The 17955-nt window shown below is 54.1% G+C and carries 24 protein-coding genes; all 24 read left to right on the forward strand.

The window, feature by feature from the left end; genetic code table 11:
• The first annotated feature begins 128 nt into the window (after positions 1-128).
• Positions 129-1088, forward strand: coding sequence for a uroporphyrinogen decarboxylase family protein (locus tag GFC01_RS10770; protein WP_194174902.1), 960 nt, complete (start codon positions 129-131; stop codon positions 1086-1088).
• Positions 1089-1275: 187 nt separating this feature from the next.
• Positions 1276-2343, forward strand: a complete 1068-nt coding sequence (locus GFC01_RS10775) for a CobW family GTP-binding protein (protein ID WP_194174903.1) — start codon at positions 1276-1278, stop codon at positions 2341-2343.
• Between the two features lie 35 nt (positions 2344-2378).
• Complete coding sequence (locus GFC01_RS10780; protein WP_152947095.1) at positions 2379-2564, forward strand: hypothetical protein; 186 nt, start codon at positions 2379-2381, stop codon at positions 2562-2564.
• A 162-nt stretch (positions 2565-2726) separates the two neighbouring features.
• Positions 2727-3494 carry a helix-turn-helix domain-containing protein gene (locus GFC01_RS10785; protein WP_152947097.1) on the forward strand — a complete coding sequence of 256 codons (768 nt, stop codon included), beginning with the start codon at positions 2727-2729 and terminating at the stop codon, positions 3492-3494.
• 120 nt (positions 3495-3614) lie between these two features.
• Positions 3615-4298 carry a corrinoid protein gene (locus GFC01_RS10790; protein WP_341473909.1) on the forward strand — a complete coding sequence of 228 codons (684 nt, stop codon included), beginning with the start codon at positions 3615-3617 and terminating at the stop codon, positions 4296-4298.
• A gap of 102 nt (positions 4299-4400) precedes the next feature.
• Positions 4401-5081 (forward strand): cobalamin B12-binding domain-containing protein, encoded by a 681-nt coding sequence (locus GFC01_RS10795; RefSeq protein WP_152947139.1) that lies wholly within the window; start codon positions 4401-4403, stop codon positions 5079-5081.
• Between the two features lie 403 nt (positions 5082-5484).
• Positions 5485-6420 carry a uroporphyrinogen decarboxylase family protein gene (locus tag GFC01_RS10800; RefSeq protein ID WP_152947101.1) on the forward strand — a complete coding sequence of 312 codons (936 nt, stop codon included), beginning with the start codon at positions 5485-5487 and terminating at the stop codon, positions 6418-6420.
• 115 nt (positions 6421-6535) lie between these two features.
• The gene (locus GFC01_RS10805) at positions 6536-6940 is read left to right on the forward strand and encodes a hypothetical protein (protein WP_152947103.1); all 405 of its coding nucleotides are present in this window, start codon (positions 6536-6538) and stop codon (positions 6938-6940) included.
• The gene (locus tag GFC01_RS10810) at positions 6937-7266 is read left to right on the forward strand and encodes a hypothetical protein (RefSeq protein WP_152947105.1); all 330 of its coding nucleotides are present in this window, start codon (positions 6937-6939) and stop codon (positions 7264-7266) included. The genes GFC01_RS10805 and GFC01_RS10810 overlap by 4 nt, the downstream gene beginning before the upstream one ends.
• Positions 7263-8102 carry an MIP/aquaporin family protein gene (locus GFC01_RS10815; protein ID WP_152947107.1) on the forward strand — a complete coding sequence of 280 codons (840 nt, stop codon included), beginning with the start codon at positions 7263-7265 and terminating at the stop codon, positions 8100-8102. Before GFC01_RS10810 ends, GFC01_RS10815 begins: the two co-directional genes overlap by 4 nt.
• 81 nt (positions 8103-8183) lie before the next feature.
• The gene (locus GFC01_RS10820) at positions 8184-8453 is read left to right on the forward strand and encodes a thioredoxin family protein (protein WP_152947109.1); all 270 of its coding nucleotides are present in this window, start codon (positions 8184-8186) and stop codon (positions 8451-8453) included.
• Between the two features lies 1 nt (position 8454).
• Positions 8455-8727, forward strand: coding sequence for a thioredoxin family protein (locus GFC01_RS10825; protein ID WP_152947112.1), 273 nt, complete (start codon positions 8455-8457; stop codon positions 8725-8727).
• Positions 8715-8978: a hypothetical protein gene (locus GFC01_RS10830; protein ID WP_152947114.1), complete on the forward strand. Its 264-nt coding sequence runs from the start codon at positions 8715-8717 to the stop codon at positions 8976-8978. Before GFC01_RS10825 ends, GFC01_RS10830 begins: the two co-directional genes overlap by 13 nt.
• A gap of 22 nt (positions 8979-9000) precedes the next feature.
• Entirely contained in the window at positions 9001-9294 is a 294-nt protein-coding gene (locus tag GFC01_RS10835; protein WP_152947116.1) for an HUIPC motif thioredoxin-like (seleno)protein, read from the forward strand.
• A 2-nt stretch (positions 9295-9296) separates the two neighbouring features.
• Positions 9297-10172: a TIGR03905 family TSCPD domain-containing protein gene (locus GFC01_RS10840; RefSeq protein ID WP_152947118.1), complete on the forward strand. Its 876-nt coding sequence runs from the start codon at positions 9297-9299 to the stop codon at positions 10170-10172.
• Positions 10173-10293: 121 nt separating this feature from the next.
• Entirely contained in the window at positions 10294-10506 is a 213-nt protein-coding gene (locus tag GFC01_RS10845) for a thioredoxin domain-containing protein (protein WP_152947120.1), read from the forward strand.
• 150 nt (positions 10507-10656) lie between these two features.
• Complete coding sequence (locus GFC01_RS10850; protein ID WP_152947122.1) at positions 10657-10872, forward strand: hypothetical protein; 216 nt, start codon at positions 10657-10659, stop codon at positions 10870-10872.
• A 62-nt stretch (positions 10873-10934) separates the two neighbouring features.
• Entirely contained in the window at positions 10935-11906 is a 972-nt protein-coding gene (locus tag GFC01_RS10855; protein WP_194174904.1) for an AAA family ATPase, read from the forward strand.
• 229 nt (positions 11907-12135) lie between these two features.
• Complete coding sequence (locus GFC01_RS10860; RefSeq protein WP_152947126.1) at positions 12136-12429, forward strand: hypothetical protein; 294 nt, start codon at positions 12136-12138, stop codon at positions 12427-12429.
• Between the two features lie 16 nt (positions 12430-12445).
• Positions 12446-13465, forward strand: coding sequence for a CobW family GTP-binding protein (locus GFC01_RS10865; protein ID WP_152947128.1), 1020 nt, complete (start codon positions 12446-12448; stop codon positions 13463-13465).
• Positions 13466-13501: 36 nt separating this feature from the next.
• Positions 13502-13909, forward strand: coding sequence for a (2Fe-2S)-binding protein (locus GFC01_RS10870; RefSeq protein WP_341473910.1), 408 nt, complete (start codon positions 13502-13504; stop codon positions 13907-13909).
• Positions 13910-14113: 204 nt separating this feature from the next.
• Complete coding sequence (locus tag GFC01_RS10875) at positions 14114-14944, forward strand: ABC transporter substrate-binding protein (RefSeq protein WP_194174905.1); 831 nt, start codon at positions 14114-14116, stop codon at positions 14942-14944.
• A 328-nt stretch (positions 14945-15272) separates the two neighbouring features.
• Positions 15273-15941 carry a corrinoid protein gene (locus GFC01_RS10880; RefSeq protein WP_152947132.1) on the forward strand — a complete coding sequence of 223 codons (669 nt, stop codon included), beginning with the start codon at positions 15273-15275 and terminating at the stop codon, positions 15939-15941.
• A 111-nt stretch (positions 15942-16052) separates the two neighbouring features.
• A partial coding sequence (locus GFC01_RS10885; RefSeq protein ID WP_341473911.1) for an ASKHA domain-containing protein occupies positions 16053-17955 on the forward strand: 1903 nt, incomplete at its 3' end.

Raw genomic sequence — 17955 nt, forward strand, 5'->3', positions numbered from 1 at the left:
GTACATGATCTCGCCTATCAAATATTCGGGCCTCAAAGGGATTTGAAACCTTTAAAAGTAAAATGCCCGTAAATCAAGGCTTCGAGGCCTGTGCAGCGGGACGTACCACTACAATGCGGGGGCATTTTATGCACGGGAAAGAAAGGGTGGCCCTGGCCATTGCCCACCGGGTACCCGACCGGGTGCCCCGGGGCGAGTTATACATTGACGATGCCGTGGTGCGGCGCCTTCTGGGCTGCCCCGCGGTGGGATTCGAGGAGCGCCGGGAATTTGCCCGGCGCCTGGAACTGGACATCATCTGCCTGTCCCCGGTTTATCCCCTTGAGGCGGCCGGCGGTGGGATGCCCCCAGCGGCGGCAGTGTCCTGGCCGGATCTGGACCGGTGGGTGCGGCAGACCGACCTTTTTGTCTTCGTCCTGCTGGAGGGGGCCTTCGGCTGGGGATGCAGGCTGTGGGGCTACGAACGGTTTTTTTGCGCCGTGGCCCGTGAGTCCACGGAACTGGCGGACCTGATCTGCATGGTGGAAAAATATAACCTGGAGCTGGTGGAGCGGGCTGCCGGTATGGGGGCCATGGGCGTGCTCATTGCCGATGACATGGCCTACCGGCGGGGCCCGGTGGCCCACCCGGCCGTCCTGCGCCGGCATTTTTTCCCTTCCCTGGTCCGGCAGGTATCCCGGGCGGCTGCCCTGGGGGTACCGGTTTTCTTTCACTCCGACGGCAATCTGAATGATCTGCTGGAGGACATCGTTCAAACCGGCTTTCACGGCCTGCAGTGCCTGGAACCGGCGGCCGGCATGGACATCGGCCGGATCAAACGGCTATATGGTGACCGCCTGTGCCTGTGGGGCAACCTGGATCCGGAGGAGTTGATCCTGCCCCGCAGCCCCCGGGAGCTGCAACAAAAGGTTCATTCACTGCTTGCCGCCGCCGCCCCCGGCGGAGGGTTCATCTTCGGCACCTGCAGCGGCCTGATTGACGGGATGAGGGTGGAAAATATTCTGGCCGCCTATGGGGCGGCCGACATGAAGCCTGAAGATTGCGTCGGCTTCCACCTGCCGGAAACTCCGACCGTTGGCGGAAAATAGCTTTACAGGCGGTATATATTTGCAGTAAAATAAAGTACAAAAATTTAACCAGGTAAATCCGCCCCGGTATTTGGCCGAAAAGGGGGTGTGGCTTCCCCCGGTATTTTCCCATTCCGTTTAATTTACATTACGCTTATTTCTAACGGCGGCCTTTACGGCCAGAACGAACGGACAGGGTGTTATGCGTATGCTAGTGAATATTGTAACAGGTTATCTGGGCAGTGGAAAAACATCCTTCATCCAGCATCTGGTGAGGGAACTGACCCCCCGGGAACGGGTGGTCGTTCTGGTGGGTGAATTTGGAGAGGTGGGTATCGATGGTGCCCTGCTGGCCCAGGATACTCCCGATGTACTGGAACTGGGCAGCGAATGCATTTACTGCACTTTGAGCGCCGACCTGGCCAGGCAAATTCCCCTGGTGGCCAGATCCCTGGCCCCGGACAGGCTTATTATCGAATACCCGGGGACCGCCGCGGTACAGGGCCTGCTGGCGGCCATCCGGATTCTGGGTCGCCCTTTGACCAATTATCGGATCAATATTACCCACTTGATTGACGCCCGCGCCTTCGATGATCTCTATAACCAGTACCCTTATTTTTTGTGCTCCCAGATCAGCCGGGCTGATGTGCTTGTTTTAAATAAATGCGATTTGCTGCCGCGGGAAAAGGTGCTGGATATAACCGGGAGGTTGCAGGCCGTCAATCCGGGGGCACCATGTCTTTGTGCCAGTTACGGGCAGGTGGATCAGGCGGAATTGCAGGTAGTTATTGAAAAGAGTCGTTTGGCCGCTAAAAAGCCCTTCAAGGGTATTGGGCCCCAGAATGCCGGGGATATACCCAGCTACTACAGTTTTTCCCGCAAGTTTCACGGCCTTTTTTCGCAAAAGAAACTCTTACGCCTTACGGAGGATTTTTCCGGGCCGGACATGGGTCAGGTGGCCCGGGCCAAGGGCATTTTCTACTGCAAAGAGGGGTGGGTGCGTTTGGATTACCTTCCCTCCGGCGCTGTTCTTTCCCCGGTTAACGGCCGGTTTTGTGAAAGCAAGGTGCTGGTCATTGGCTCCGACCTGGCGGTGGGCCGGATTTCCGCCGCCCTGCTGGATTGCCTGCATGTGGATGAGCCCCGCTCCATCGGCGGCGCCGGAAAAAGGAGCAGTTCCCGTTTCCATGGTGGTGATCGCCGCATGGTGTTCGGATACCGGGTCTGCGACGACATGCCGGATGTTGACTGGAATGCCACTTCTAAAAGGGTGTGATGGGGAGTGGCCATCCCAATATTGGAGTCTCCAGAATGTCTTTTGGTTTAGTAACAGCGCAATATTGGAAATCTATTTGCTCAAACGGGCCCGGCACCTTCATTGCCGGCAGGGATTTCGAAATATTTTTCTTTCCCGCCTGTGGATTTTGGCTGCACCATAATCCGCCGGCGGTTTTGTTATTACTATTGCTGGTGCGATTTGAAGAGGATTGTTTCTGAAATGGTATCGCTTCAAGGTTTTAATGCCGGTCATGTACGATTCATACCGCCGGTTCATAATGGAATTCGGGAAGGCCTCTTGATCCCATTCCGGTGCTGTGCTATGATGGCATCAACACAAGAACCCGGTGACAAAACCGTTTAATGAAAAGGGTGGGCGGGATGAGTCTGGGGCAGAAAATCAGGGATTTCCGCCGGGAGCGGGGCATTACGCTGACCGAGTTGGCCCGGCAGTTAAATATATCCCCTTCTTATTTGAGCGCTGTGGAAAGGGAAATCCGCAAGCCGTCCATCCCCATGTTAAACAAAATTAGCGAGGCTCTTAATGTTTCGGTATCATACCTGGTCGGCGACAATGATGATGCCCTTACGGGAGATAAACTGCGATTTATCCGGGAGAGCAGGGGATTGTCCATCGATGATCTGGCGGAAATAAGCGAATTGCCGGTTTCGCTTTTGGAAAAGTTTGAAAACGGCCAGGCCTCTCCCGATCTGGAGGATTTAAAGAAGCTTTCCGCCGCATTGAACATCAGCCTGCGCTACTTTCTGGAACAAACCGACCGCTCCCATAGTTTGGGCTACCGTTTGCGCCGGTTGCGACAAAAGCAGGGATTGACAGTGGCAGCCTTAGCAGATAAGGCAGGAGTCTCCCCCGGTTTGTTAAGCCAGATTGAAAACGGACAAACCACTCCCCTGCTGGATACTCTGGAGAGCATTGCCAGGGCGTTGCATACTTCAGTCAGTTATTTTTTAACCAAACAGGATGACGTGGAAGACCTGCTGGCCACCATGAACCCCGACGTTCTGGAAACCCTGGGGGACCCCAATGTGCAGGCCGTTTTGCGGGCGGTAAGGGATTTTGAAGCCAATGAAATGAAATATATACTCAATTTTATACAGTTTTTTAAACAGAATCGCCAGCTGCTTTAAACCAGCATGCCGGCCGGCAACCTCTCGGGGTTAAATTTAGGCCGTTGATGGTTCGGCTATTGTCAGTGGGTGCTTTTACCCTTTACGATCAGGATGTAAGGGATCCGGAGGTGGGGGTGGGTGTTGGATCCGGAACAAGAAGAAAAGCTGCTATCCCGTTTAAAAGAAGCAGTGGTGGATTATAACGAAGAAGAGCTGGTGGCTGCCATTGAAGAGGCCTTTCGCCATGGCCTGGATGTCCAAAAGGCTATCTTCGAAGGACTGGCCCCCGGCATACAGGAGGTAAGCCGCCTCTACGAGGAGCAGGTTTATTTTATTCCGGAGCTCCTCCTCTGTGCCGAGGTTTTATACCGGGGGCTGGCTATTTTTAAGGAACACATGGGAAAAAAGGATCTCGGCGTGAGGGGTACGGTTATTATCGGCGTGGTGGAGGGGGACATCCATGATATTGGGAAGAACCTGGTGAAAATGATGTTGGAAGGGGCCGGTTTCGAGGTCATCGATCTGGGGCGGGACGTGCCTCTACAGCGGTTTCTGTCCGAGCACCGCAAGGTGCGTCCGGATATAGTCTGTCTTTCCACCATGATGACCACCACCCTGGCCGAAATGAAAAAGGTGGTTAAAGTGCTGCAGGAACGCAACCCGCGGGTGAAGGTGATGGTGGGGGGCGCCCCTTTAAACGAGGATATGGCCAGGCGGTGGGGGGCCTGCGGGTATGCGCCCAATGCCCACCAGGCCTTAAAAAAGGCCGTGGAAATCATTCTTTCTGTCAAAAATGCCGCTGATGCATCCTGGTGCCCGTAGAAGATACTGGCAGGAGCGTTTTGAGCCGTATTCAAAATATTCTGGCTTGACCATTATTGCCCAAAAGGACCATAAAAATTCGGGATGGGGGTAGGTAGCGTGATGTGTCAGCGAAGGGAAAAGGAGTTGCTCGCCGACCTGCGGGATGCGGTGATTAATTTTGATGAAGAAGGTGTGGTTCGGGCGGCACGGGAATGTATTGAAACAGGAGTGGATGCGGCTCGGGCCATTTTTGAAGGCCTGGTTCCGGGTATCGAAGAAGTGGGCCGGCTTTATGAAGAGCAAGTTTACTTTATTCCCGAGATGATTCTGTGTGCCGATGTCCTCTATAAAGGGCTGGAATTGCTGAAAAAACATGTGGAAAAAAAAGATGTGGGTATAAAGGGAAGGGTGCTGATGGGTGTAGTGGAGGGGGATATCCATGATATCGGCAAAAATATCGTCAAAATGATGTTTGAGGTTTCCAGTTTCGAGGTTTACGACCTGGGGCGGGACGTACCTCTGGATACTTTTCTTCGGGAATACCGGCGTTTAAAACCCGATCTGGTCTGCCTTTCCACCATGATGACCACCACCATGCTGGAAATGAGACGGGTTATTGCCAGGCTAAAGGAGGATAATCCGGGGGTGCAGGTGATGGTAGGTGGGGCACCGCTGACGGAAAAAATAGCCGCCCGCTGGGGGGCCAATGGTTACGCTCCCAACGCTTCCCGGGCTTTGAAGGCGGCCATCGATCTCCTGGTGTCCATAAAAAACAACCCGGCCGTTTATAGTGCCGGCTAGGGGTGGCGACCATTGGGGGAGGATTTTTAACCTTTGGGTGTCTATAAATGCCCATTCATGGGAGAAAAATTTACATGGCCGGCTATTCCTTATAAAATAACCTTATATAAAAGCAGCTTCGAAAAGGTTTTCTTTTTGCTCAAAGTTTAGTCAGAGAGCAAATTAGTTAAACGTTTTGAAATAATAATAATAATCCTTTTATAAATGTCTTTGGTAAACTTTCTAGTATGGGATTTCACTCCGGATCAGGGGTGAAGGGAGCCCGGGCTTAAAGGTCCGGGTGGGCAGCATAAGAAGGTTTCCCACATGGCGGCTCAGCGGGGGGTGAAAAAACAAAAAAGTCGAAATTGCCAGAAACGAGGACAAGGGAAAAATGTTCAAAACGGTTAAGGGGGGGTAAAATGTGGCCAAGCAAATATTGATTGACGCCATCCGGGGCAAAAGGACCGCCAAGCCGCCCTGGGTGCCCTATTCCGGCGTGCACAGCGCCTTTGTCATTAATGAACCGGCCGACAAATTTTTAAAGGATCCCCAATTGTTGGCCAAAGGGGTGGTGGAAACCGCCAGGAAATATAAGGCCGACGGTATACCCCTGGTTTTCGACCTTTCAGTGGAATCTGAATCCATGGGCCTGGAAATCAAATACTGGAAGGATAACGTACCGTCGGTGCAGTCCCACCCTCTTTCCGATAAAACCGTGGAAGAGGCCGGTTTAAAAGTGCCCGGTCCCGGTGACGGCCGGTGGCCCGTCCTGTTTGAAGCGGCCAAAATAGCCAAACCCCAGCTGGACGAACTGGATTGCGCCTTGATGGGCCTGGCCTGCGGGCCCCTGACCCTGGCCAGCCACCTGGCCGGTGTGCGCATCTTTACCGATGTGGTGAAAAACAAGGAAAAGGCCCATCATGTTTTGGATTTTTGTTCCCGGGTTGTGACCAAGTCGGTGGAAATGTACTGTGACATGGACTGTGATATCATCGCCATTGTGGACCCGGTGGCTTCACAGATCCGGGACGCCACGTTCAAAGAGTTTGTCACCCCCTACTGTCAGGATGCCATCAAGATCATTCATGACCGGGGGAAAACTTCCACCTTCTTTATCTGTGGCGACGCCACAAAAGTGCTGGAGTCGGTTTGCCAGATCGGCACCCACGGCTTTGCCATTGACGAGCAACTGAACTTGACCTTTGTGCGGGACCTGGCCCGGAAGTACGGTGTGGGTTTCGGCGGCAACCTCAAGCTGACCCTGGCCCTTTCCCTGGGTATTATTTCCCCCCGGGAGGACGCAATTGTCAGCCTGGCTGCCGGCGGTACCCACGGTTACGTCTTCGCCCCCGGGTGAGACATGCCCTATGATGTTCCGGCGGAACACATGGAGCAGGTGCTGGAAGCCAGGGAATGGTTTGAAAAGTACTATGCCAAGTATCCCGAATCCTGGTAAAAAAGGGGGGTAAAACGTGTCCGAGCGGAAAATCAAGATTGATGTGCTTACCCTGGACAGCGTGCAGTGCGCCGCCTGTGGCTACATGATGGAGTCCATTGCGGCCATGCCCCCCGACGTGCAGGAGATGATTGAATACAAGGAATGGTCCATCAAGAACCAGTCGGGCATTGAAAAATTCCTGGAGCTGCAGGGGCGGGTGTTGCCCACCATCTGCATTGAAGGTGATCTGGTCTTTGAAAGTGTCATTCCCCAGTACGAAGAACTGATTGACGAACTGGCCAAAAGAGCCCCCACACCGGAAATGAAGGACCGGATCATGTCCTTACGGGATGTGGGCTTCGATTTCGACAGAATTAAGGAGAACCTGGAAAAAGCGGGTGCCGGTCAGCATACCAGAAGGGATTCCAAAGTGGAATGAAGCCCTTGCGCCTGGAAGTAATTTATGCTGGGGATCACAACCTTTCCTGCTATTATGCCGCAAAGGTGGTGGAGGCTGTGGTCCCCCTTTTCCCCCGCCAGGTGGAATGGGAAAAGATTTATATCTTGCAAAAAGACGGCGCCCGGCGTTTTTATGAACTTTCCGTTTCCCTGTACGGGGAGGAGGATGTGAGAAAGCTCCACTGTCACGCACCCATTCCGTCGATTTTTATTAACGGTGAGATGGTATTTGACCGCATACCTTCAGTGGAGGAACTGGCGCAGAGCATCGAAGATTTCATTTGCCGCGGGGGGAACGGAAAATGACGGGGGATTACGGGCACAGTTTCGCCGGTGAATTGCTGGGCACCTTTATGCTGGTGTTTTTCGGGTGCAGCACGGTGGCCGTAACGGTGCTTTTTGCGGCCCACACCGGACTTTTGCAGGTGGCCGTGGTTTGGGGGATTGGGGTGACCCTGGCCATTTATGCCACCCGGCATCTTTCCTGCGCCCATTTAAATCCGGCCGTCAGTCTGGCCATGGTTATTGCCGGGCGTATGGACGTGCGCAAACTGCCCGTATACTGGCTGGCCCAGTTAACCGGTGGTTTTCTTGCCGGAGCCGCCGTTTACGCCGTTTTTTCCCCTTCCATGGCCGCTGTGGAGACGGCCCGGCATATTGTGCGCGGTGCTCCCGAATCTGTGCTCACCGCCATGCTTTTCGGCGAATATTACCCCAATCCTTCTTCTCCCGTGACCTGTTCCGTTTCGCTGGGGGGTGCCTTTGGGGTGGAAGCCCTGGGTACCTTCTGGTTGGTGTTGGTTATTTTCGCCCTGACGGAAGGATGCAATGTGGGTCGGCCCTCCAGCGACGTGGCGCCCATTTTAATCGGATTAACCGTAACTGTTTTGATCAGCATTTTTGCTCCCCTGACCATGGCCGGGTTTAACCCGGCCCGGGATTTCGGCCCCCGGCTGTTTGCCTTTCTGGCCGGTTGGGGGCAGGTGGCCATTCCCGGTCCCCGGGGCGGTTTTTTTACCGTTTATATACTTGCTCCCCTGGTGGGGGGGTCCCTGGCGGCCCTGTTGTTCCACAGGCTGCTGGAGCCCTTGATGCGCGGTAAGGCTGGCAACTGCAGTTGCAAGGATCATTTTCCCCTGTGACATAGGTACGGGTGTGATTCCGGTGATGTTTGATAATGTGTGCTAACTCAGATAATACGACGCCGTAAAGGAAGAGGATATATGGGAAAAAGGGTGAATATACTGATTTTTGGCACCACGCCACCATGCCAGAAATGCCTGCAGGCCGAAAAAGAGGCCCGGCAGGCGGCGGCCCGTTTTCCCCCGGGAGAGGTGGCGGTGGAAAAGCAGGACGCCCTTTCGGAAACAGGGCAGAAATACGGTATTGTGATTACTCCCGCCGTGGTGATGAATGGCAGGGTGGTATCTGCCGGCAGGCTGCTTAAAGAACCGGAACTGGTGGAGCTGATCAGGAAGGAAATGGGGGATTGACGTGTCCGTTAAAATGGAGGTCTTCAGCGGTAATCCTCCCTGTCCCGGTTGCCTGGAGATTTTAAAACTTTGTGAGGCGGTGGCCGGTGAGTATGGTGGAGAAATAGATTTTAAAAAGTATGTGGGTGAAGAGGGGCTGGAGAAGTTTAACGAATATAATATGTTCTGCGTTCCGGCGGTGGTGATTAACGGTTATATCAAAATCGAAGGGGTTGTGCCCACCCGTTCTACCCTGCTTAACGCCTTGAGGGAGGGTGGATTATGTCTAAAGTAAGTATTGAGGCCTTCCTGTCCGTACCCCCCTGTTCCGGTGGCATTGCTCTGTCCCGGTTGCTGGAGGGTATCCAGGGGGAATTTGGCGAAAAGGTGGACATAACTATTCACAGGGGGCCGGCCTCCCGCCTGGAGGAACTGAAAATTTCCGCCACCCCGGCTGTAATTGTGGGCGATCTGGTGAGAATCATGGGCGTGTGCCCCGACAGGGAAACCCTGGTCAGCGCCCTGCAGGAATGCGGAATGATCTAAAAAGCGGTCCGGGGGGATAAAATTGCAAAGCGTACTGCTGGAAATTATCTATGAGGGCGACCACTGCATCCCCTGCGTCTACATGCTGGAAACCGCCGAAGAGGCGGTGGCCGGCTTCGGTGATCAGGTGAAAATCCAGCTGGTTTACCTGCGGCGGGAAGAGGGGGGGCGGCGCTACCGGGAGCTGTCAAAACAGCTGGGAAAACCCGCCCCCATCCCGTCCATTTTCTTAAACGGCCGGCTTTATTTTAACATTACCCCGCCGGTGGAAGAATTGCAAAAGGCCATTCAAGATATTTTACAGTCAGGTGGCTAGTTATGTATATATACAGGACAAAGGGCATCTGCCCTCCTGAAATTCACTTTGACTTATCCGGCAATATTTTAACCAGCGTGCGTTTTGTGGGCGGCGGGTGCCGGGGCAATGCCCGGCTGATCAGCCGGCTGCTGGAAGGGCAGGAGATCGAAAAGGTTTTGCCGTTGATGAAGGGTATTCAGTGCCGCAATGACACTTCCTGTCCGGATCAGCTCTACCGGGCCGTGCAGATGGCCCTGGCCGGGGAATTGAAAGAAGAATCCATAAGGGTTTACGATGCGCCCGGGACATACCAGCGGGTGGTGGTATGCGCCGATATCAATGGAAGTGTAAAGGCACTGCAGGCCTTGCTTTCCCGGCCGGCGGACGGCGTCTTTTGTCTGGGCAACCTCACCGGGCCGGACGGGGAAAACGACCGGGTGGTGGAACTGGCCCGCGGGGAGAAAATGGTTTCCCTGCTGGGCCCCTTTGACCGCACCCTGTTCTGCGCCGACCCCAAAAATCAGGATTACCTCCTGCAGGCCCCCCTGTACCTGCGCCTTCAACTGGGTGGGCGACGTGTCCTGGGCTTTTACGGCGGCTTCATCCAGGAGTTGAGCGGTTTTTCCGATTTCGCCCCCTATTCCCTGGAATTGCTCATGGTGGCCAATTTGTCGGACTATTTGCGCAACGAAACGGTTTATCCGGCGCTGACCACCATGACCGAACAGTTTTCCGTGGATACGTTGTTGTTTGCCTCTACCGGTTTATGGAAGCATGAGCGTTTGGGAAAGGTGGATTTTATCAACGTAGGGCCCGTGGCCGGTAACGGAGGTTATCAATATGCCCTGCTGGCCTGGGAGAATGAACAGCTGAAGGTATCTTTTGAAATGGTTTAGCTGGTGGGCATGGAGAATAGGATTCCTTTGAGGTAACGGCCCGTAAGGGGGGAGAAGGATGGGCAGGGTACTGGTGGATGTACTGCTGACTGATTTTCGTCAATGAGCGGCCTGTGTCTATATGGCGGAAGCGGTAAAGGTTTTACCGCCGGAGATACAGGATATAATCGAGGTACGTGAGTGGGATATGCGTACCAGGGAAGGGATAAAGCGTTTTATGGAACTGAAGGCCAGATCCCTGCCCAGCATCGCCCTGAACAATGAACTGGTTTTTGAAGCGGAAATACCTCTCCAGGAAGATTTGATTGCCGCCATCAAAGAACGACATAAGTAAAATCCGGTAAAGCCAAGTATGGCCGGGATGGGATGTCCCTTCGGGGCAGCTGGATCTGCTATGATCGTTTCATCAAGACTGGAGGTAAACTGTATGGCCAGGGTGACAGTAGACATTTTATTAACCGACCAGTGAGCATCGGGAGCCTACATGGCGGAAGCGGTAAAGGCTTTACCGCAGGAAATTCAGGATCTCATTGAAGCGCATATTTGGAATGTCAAAACCCGGGAAGGTATCGAGCGCAAGGCGGAGCTAAAAGCAAAGGTCATACCTTCCATTGCCCTTAACGGTGAACTGGTGTATGAGTCCGCCATTCCGCCCCGGGAAGATTTAATTGCCGCAATATTAAAGCGAATATCCAGTTGAAAATTGTTATAGCTGGGGATTGTTTAATGACCAGCGAGTGTGGCTTGGGGAGGGGAAGCCCGGTGTATCTGGAAGAAGTGAAAATTCATGGTTTCAAGTCCTATGCCACGGAGATCGTTATCAACTTTAAACCAGGAATCGGGGTGATCATCGGCAGCAACGGTGTGGGCAAATCCAATATCCTGGATGCCATTGCCTGGGCACTGGGGGAAAGTGACTTGCATCGCCTGCGCTGCCACAGTGACACCGATCTGTTCTTCAGCGGCACCCGGGAATATCCTCCGGCAGAAACGGCAGCCGTAACCCTGGCCCTGAAGCTGGGTCTGGAGAAAAAGGCGCCGGGGATGCAAATGACCCGGCAGAGGGATCGCCTTGGCCGGGAGAGGTTTTTACTTGATGAGGAGGAAATTGCCCAGGTTGACTACCAGCAGCGGATAAAGGAAACCGGGCTGCTCAATGCGAAAAAAACGCTAATCCGCCAGGAGGAAATAAACAACTTTCTCGCCCTTGACCCTGAGGATCGCTTGAAATATTTAGCTGATCTGTTCCACCCCCGCCCGGTCAATGATGATCTGGTGGCAAAACTGAATAACGGGTTTAAACAGATGTTGAAAATGCTAATTCCCGATAGTGATGGGCATCTTTTGCTGGCGGCCACCGGCCGGGGGCCGGGTCTGATCGTGGAAATGGCTTTTCCCGGCAAGGGGATGAGAAACTCCATCCTCCTTTCCGGCGGGGAAAAAACCATCTGTTCGCTGGCTTTGCATCTGGCCTTTTTTGAGGAGCTGCCCAGCCCCTTTTACATGTTCGACGAGGTGGAGCCCTCGCTGGACTGGACCAATCACCACCATATGCAGAAATTATTCAAAAGGCTGGCCGAAAACAGGCAGCTGATCATGATTACCCACCTGCGCAGCACCATTGAACTGGCCGATACCCTGCACGGGATACGCGCCCGTAATGACGGCACGTCCTTTGCCAAGTTTTATTTCCGGATGGATGAAAGGATCTTGAGGGCCTACAAGTGCTGCTGAGAACCTGACGGGCGGGTAAATGTGCAGGATCTTGTCATAGTCACTCCAGGACCACGTCAAAGTCGCCACCGGCAAACACTGGATGTTCGGTGGACAGACGTACTTTGACGATACCCTGGAGTCACCCTTATGTTTTGCCCGGGCCGACAATGATACCGGGACAAAGGTATGACTTTGATGATCTCCCGGGATAAAAGTGACGAACCTGTTGTAAAGGGGTGGAGATGGTATGGATCTCAAAATCATCGAAGACTTTAAAAATTTAATCCTTGATCATGGCCTCCCCGAAACGGATGTGGTTTTGTTTGGCGTCATCTGCCCCTACTGCGGCAAACATGACCGCATCAGACAGCTGGAAGCCCCGCAGGAACTGGCCGGGGCGCTGGACGAAAACGTTTTACACCGTTACCGGGCCATGTGGAACCTGTTGAGCAGAGAAGATCAGGGTATGGCCGTATGCAAGTTCTGTCATAACATTATGGCCTTCGCCGACGACAGTTTTCGGGTGGAAACATTATATTGAACCGGGAGGGTCCCCTATGGCCGAGAGCATAGATGTCTATCTGATCACCGGTTTTCTGGGCAGTGGCAAGACCACCCTTTTAAATCAGATAATCGGCCAGATGCCCAAAGATTATAAACTGATGATTTTAATGAACGAGTTCGGGGAAATCGGCATTGACGGCACCCTGGTGGCAGGGGAAGATCTGGATATCCTGGAGGTAAGCAAGGGGTCCATTTTCTGTGCCTGTGTGAAAACCGACTTCATCAAAGGGCTTTACGAGATCGCCCATAAAATAAAGCCGGATATTTTACTGGTTGAGGCCACGGGTGTGGCCAACCCCGCAGATATGAAAAAGGATCTGGAGTTGTCCGTCTTTCAGGGGATTTTCCGGTTTAAGGAGCAATTTTGTGTAGTGGACGCAGCCAACTTTTTGGACGCCTTTCAGGTCTACGCTTCGGTGGAGCACCAGATCGCTTCATCCACCAGATTTATTATCAACAAAACAGATCTGGCCTCCCGGGAACAAATTGAAGAAATTAAAGAACTAATTGCCCGCTATCACCCGGACCCGCAGTTTATGGAAACCACCTACGCCCGGGTTGACGTACGGGATCTGCTTTCCCTGGAATCCTCCACCACAAAGGAGTGGGCGGTGGTGATTCCACAAATGACCGATGTGGAACTGGAACAGTACGTGGAAGATATGTTATCCGATCCCCGTGCTTCCATCACACCCCCGGATCTGCTCATTTCTGCTTCTTTCTTCTGGAAGGGAGGCCCCCTGTCCGCCATTGAGGATATGAGCGGGCAATTGCCCCCGGGGGTGGTCCGGGCCAAGGGTTTTATTCGGGAGAACGGGAAGACTTATCTTTATAACAATGTAATGGGCCGGTATGTCCTCGAGGAGTACGGGCAGCCCATTAAGGAAAACCAGAGGAACGTGCTGGTGTTTATCGCACCCCCGGAGGTTATGGCCCTGGTGGAAGATGTGATGAAAAATTTTGGCTTTGTCAAAACGGGGGAGGTAAACCGGCAGGCCTATATGAAAACGTAAGTTAGTGTAAAGAAAAATTCCAGAAGGTGATTTAGCGTGTCCAATGATATTTGTGGTTCCGGTCCGTCCGGCGCCGCGGGAGTGTCCTGTCCCCGGTGCCGCCGGCCAGGATTACCGGTGAAACAGGTGACGGTGGCCGCCCTGGTAAAAGATGAATATCTTCCTTTGACCACAGGGGACGGATTTCATCTGTGTATCACACCGCAATGCCCGGTGGCTTACTTTAACGGCGACATTGTGTTTAACGAAAAGGATCTAAAAGTGCCGGTATGGTTCAAGGAGCACACCGGCCCGGTGCCGGTCTGTTACTGTGCCGGGGTGACGGATTGGGAAATAATGAACCACATTCAGCAGGGTTGCTGCTCCTCCCTGATCGACATCCAGAAACATACCGGGGCCAATACGGGTAAACAATGCCTGACCAAAAACCCGACCGGCCGCTGATGTAAACCGGCTGTGCAATCGGTGATTGCACGGGGTTTGGAATTGAAGCAAAAGAAATAAAAGACCTGTTCTGAAAAATAGTTTTTTTCAGCTGAACCGGGTTTTAGTCCTGTGGCTGCGGAACGGGTTTGGGTAATGGGGGCGCTCAGGCGGCCGGTTTCCGCCGCTGCGGCATTCCGTATTTAGGGCAGGTGGTAAATGAAAATGCGCATAGTATCGCTGGTGCCGGCGCACACGGAGATCCTTTTTGCCCTGGGGCTGGGGGAACAGGTGGTGGGGGTGACGGCCCACTGTGACTACCCGCCTCCAGTAGCTGCTAAAGATCGGGTAGGCTTTTTCAACCGTCCGGAGCCGGAAAAAATTATGGCCCTGCGCCCCGACCTGGTCCTGGCCGGGGGGCCCATACATCATGACTGCGGTGAAAAGCTGTTGCAGATGGGGGCAAGGGTTTTTCATTTTGCTCCCCGTACGGTACAGGAGTTGCTCCAGGGGATGGACGACCTGGCGGAAATAACCGGGGCCGGGGAAGAGGGTCACCGGTTGGTGGCCGGACTTAAAGAAAGGGTGGTTCTCCTTCGGGAAAGGGTAAGGGATTTCCCCCGGCCGCGGGTTATGTTTATCATGGGGGAAGAACCCCTGGTTACTCCCGGCCCCGCTTCCATACAATATGATGCCCTGGGCATGGCCGGTGCAGCCCTCATGCCGGCCGGGGAAGATAAATCCGCCATTTTTTTATCCAGGGATGATATTACCGGCTTTGACCCGGAAATCATACTGGCCTGCGGCCAGAACCCATTTGCGCCGCCCCGCAAAAGGTGCCCGGGCTGCACACTGAAAAATCCCCCCTGTATGCGGGATGTGGAAAAGATCAAAAATCATCCCCTTCTGGCTGGGGTCGCTGCGGTGCAGGAGGGAATGGTTTTTACCATCCCGTGCCACTGGCTCTGCCGGCCGGGTCCCCGGCTGATTGAAGGGATGGAAAGGATTTCCCACCTGTGTCAGGAGTTCCGGGGTAAACCATTCGGGATGAAGTAACGACCGTTCGGCATGGGAATTATTCCATTGGGCGATTAAAACTTTTTTCGGGAGCAATGGTGCATTAAAATTTTTGCAACAGCTGTCTCAAAAAGGTGGTTTGCAGATAAAAGTTTAGTAGCAGAGCAATTAATATAAACGCTATAACACAAATTGAACCATTGCTGGAAAGGAGGGGGCAGGAAGAAACAGGCAAAAATAATCGCGGTTATGGCGGAAGAGCGAAAATCTACAGGGAGCAGGCAGCGATCCAGTATTCAGAGAATTTTGTATCGGTTGTAAAGTGCAAAAATTAAACCATAAAAACAAGGGAAAGGGGAATTGCACAATGGCATCGGAAGAAAGGAAAAAAGAGTTGCTGGAACAGCTGGCGGATGGGGTGCTCAATTATGATGAAGACAAGGTCCGGGAGGCGGCCAATGCGGTGCTGGCCGAGGGTATCGACGCCAATGAGGCGGTTTTTGACGGTCTGGTGGCCGGGATGAAAGAGGCGGGTCGCCTGTATGAAATCCAGGAATACTTTGTCCCCGAACTCCTCATGTGCGCCGACGCCCTTTATGCCGGTCTGGATATCCTGCGACCCCACATGAAGTCCACGGGTGAGGAAGGCAAGCCCAAGGGTCAGGTGGTTATGGGTGTGGTGCAGGGCGACGTGCATGATATCGGTAAAAACCTGGTGAAGATCATGTTTGAGGCGGCCGGCTTCGAGGTGCACGACCTGGGGAAAGACGTGCCCCTGGAGAAATTTGTGGAAGAGCAGCTCAGAACCGATTCGGAAATCGTGGCCCTCTCCGCCATGATGACCACCACCATGGTGGGCATGAAAGACATTATCAAGGCCATCAAGGAAAAGAACCCCAAGGCACGCATTATGATTGGCGGTGCCCCGGTGACCGATGAAATCGCCGACCGCTTTGGCGCCGACGGTTACGCCAAGGATGCCAGCAACGCCCTGAAGGAAGCCATCGATATGATTGCCTCATTGAGAGATATGTAAACGGATTGGTTATTTGGCCACTGAAAGCCGGTGGCCCCCTGTGGTTCCCTTCGCTTTAGAAGATGTGGCAGCAAAGGAAGCTAGAGTGTTGTGGGGGAGGATAGAGTAAAAGTGCAGCACCAGGTAATCTTCCAGCCCTCCGGCCGGCGGGGAAAAGTGGAACACGGTTTAACCCTTTTGGAGGCGGCCCGGGAACTGGGCGTGGATATTGAGAGCGTCTGCGGAGGAGTTAAAGTTTGTGGCAAATGCAAGGTAAAGATTGAGGAAGGCTTTTTTGAAAAATTCGGCATTGAGTCCTATATGAGTCACCTGTCCGCCCTGCAGGAGGAAGAAAAGGAATTCCTGACCGAAGGGGAGATAGCGGACAATTACCGCCTGGCCTGCTGCTGCGAAGTGCTGGGCGACGTGCTGGTCTTTGTGCCCGAGGAAAGCCGGGGCGCCAAACAGGTGGTGCTGGAAACGGGCAAGGAGCGCCACTTCAAACTGGACCCGGCCGTGCGCAAGTATTACGTGGAAATGGCCGCGGCCACCCTGGAAGACCACCGGGGGGACTATGAACGGCTGCGGGAGGCCCTGCACGAGAAATACGACCTGCCTGCGGATCTGGAAATAGACTACCATGTGTTGCGGGACCTGCCCGGCGTGGTGCGGGAAGGACAGTGGAAGGTAACCGCCACCGTGTGGAACAACCGGGAAATCATCCGCGTGGAACCCGGCCTTAAGGAGACCCTCATCGGCCTGGCGGTGGATATCGGCACCACCACCGTGGCCGCCTACCTGTGTGACCTGCGCACCGGTGAGGTGCTGGTGGTGGATTCCATGATGAACCCCCAGGTGCGCTACGGGGAAGATGTGCTCTCGCGCATCACCTACTCCATGATGAATGACGACGGTCTGGAAAAAATGCATAAAGCCATCGTGGAAGGGTTGAACACCCTGGCCCAGCGCATGACCGAAAAGATCGGCCTTTCACCGGCCGACATTGCCGACATGACCCTGGTTTTCAACACGGCCATGCAGCACATCGCCCTGTGCATCGATCCCAAATTCCTGGGCCGTTCCCCCTTTGCCCCGGGAACCAAATCCTCCCGGAACATCAAGGCCCGGGACCTGGGTATCAATATCTGCCGGGCGGCCATGGTGCATACCCTGCCGGTGGAATCGGGATTTGTGGGCCCGGACAACGTGGCCGTGCTCATCGCCGAGGAACCCTACCGGGAAAAGGAAAAAATCCGCCTGGTCATTGACATCGGCACCAACGGGGAAATTGACCTGGGCAATGAAAAGCGCCTTTTGTGTACCTCCTGCGCCACCGGCCCGGCGCTGGAAGGGGCGCAGATTAAATTTGGTATGCGTGCCGCTCCGGGAGCCATTGAAAAAATCCGCATCAATCCCGAAACCCTGGATGTTACCTACAAGGTTATCGGCCAGGAACAGTGGTACCCGGAAATCAAGAAAACCGAGGCCAAGGGGATCTGCGGTTCCGGTATCATCGATATTATGGCCCAGCTCTTCCTGTCCGGGGTGATCAATAAGAGCGGCCGCTTTAACATGAAAATTGACCACCCCCGGGTGAGAAAGGGTGAAGACGGCAAGCCAGAATTTGTGGTGGCCTGGGCCGAGGAAACCTCCATCGGTAAAGATATCACCTTCACCCAGGGTGACGTGCGGGCGGTGCAGCTGGCCAAGGCGGCCCTGTATGTGGGCGCCCGGTACCTGATGGAAAGATTGGGCGTGGATAAAGTGGACAGCGTGACCCTGGCCGGGGCCTTCGGCAGCTATATCGACCGGGAAAGCGCCATGGTCATCGGCATGTTCCCGGACTGTGCCCTGGAAGACGTGGTGGCCGTGGGTAACGCGGCCGGCGACGGCGCCAAGCTGGCCCTTCTGGATGTGGGTAAGCGGGAAGAGGCGGCCTGGATTGCCCGGCAGGTGGAGTTTGTGGAAACGGCCATTGAACCGGACTTTCAGAACCGCTTTGCCGCGGCCATGGCCCTGCCCCATTCCACCGACA

The sequence above is a fragment of the Desulfofundulus thermobenzoicus genome (assembly GCF_009428905.1).
Taxonomy (GTDB): Bacteria; Bacillota; Desulfotomaculia; order Desulfotomaculales; family Desulfovirgulaceae; genus Desulfofundulus_A; species Desulfofundulus_A thermobenzoicus.

Excerpts from the sequence above, each read along its gene's own strand:
- GFC01_RS10815 (WP_152947107.1), top strand. The coding sequence starts at position 7,263 with ATGACGGGGGATTACGGGCACAGTTTCGCCGGTGAATTGCTGGGCACC.
- GFC01_RS10845 (WP_152947120.1), top strand. The coding sequence starts at position 10,294 with ATGGCGGAAGCGGTAAAGGTTTTACCGCCGGAGATACAGGATATAATC.
- GFC01_RS10860 (WP_152947126.1), top strand. The coding sequence starts at position 12,136 with ATGGATCTCAAAATCATCGAAGACTTTAAAAATTTAATCCTTGATCAT.
- GFC01_RS10780 (WP_152947095.1), top strand. The coding sequence starts at position 2,379 with ATGTCTTTTGGTTTAGTAACAGCGCAATATTGGAAATCTATTTGCTCA.
- GFC01_RS10795 (WP_152947139.1), top strand. The coding sequence starts at position 4,401 with ATGTGTCAGCGAAGGGAAAAGGAGTTGCTCGCCGACCTGCGGGATGCG.
- GFC01_RS10850 (WP_152947122.1), top strand. The coding sequence starts at position 10,657 with ATGGCGGAAGCGGTAAAGGCTTTACCGCAGGAAATTCAGGATCTCATT.
- GFC01_RS10830 (WP_152947114.1), top strand. The coding sequence starts at position 8,715 with ATGTCTAAAGTAAGTATTGAGGCCTTCCTGTCCGTACCCCCCTGTTCC.
- GFC01_RS10865 (WP_152947128.1), top strand. The coding sequence starts at position 12,446 with ATGGCCGAGAGCATAGATGTCTATCTGATCACCGGTTTTCTGGGCAGT.
- GFC01_RS10810 (WP_152947105.1), top strand. The coding sequence starts at position 6,937 with ATGAAGCCCTTGCGCCTGGAAGTAATTTATGCTGGGGATCACAACCTT.
- GFC01_RS10875 (WP_194174905.1), top strand. The coding sequence starts at position 14,114 with ATGCGCATAGTATCGCTGGTGCCGGCGCACACGGAGATCCTTTTTGCC.
- GFC01_RS10840 (WP_152947118.1), top strand. The coding sequence starts at position 9,297 with ATGTATATATACAGGACAAAGGGCATCTGCCCTCCTGAAATTCACTTT.
- GFC01_RS10785 (WP_152947097.1), top strand. The coding sequence starts at position 2,727 with ATGAGTCTGGGGCAGAAAATCAGGGATTTCCGCCGGGAGCGGGGCATT.
- GFC01_RS10775 (WP_194174903.1), top strand. The coding sequence starts at position 1,276 with ATGCTAGTGAATATTGTAACAGGTTATCTGGGCAGTGGAAAAACATCC.
- GFC01_RS10880 (WP_152947132.1), top strand. The coding sequence starts at position 15,273 with ATGGCATCGGAAGAAAGGAAAAAAGAGTTGCTGGAACAGCTGGCGGAT.
- GFC01_RS10820 (WP_152947109.1), top strand. The coding sequence starts at position 8,184 with ATGGGAAAAAGGGTGAATATACTGATTTTTGGCACCACGCCACCATGC.
- GFC01_RS10770 (WP_194174902.1), top strand. The coding sequence starts at position 129 with ATGCACGGGAAAGAAAGGGTGGCCCTGGCCATTGCCCACCGGGTACCC.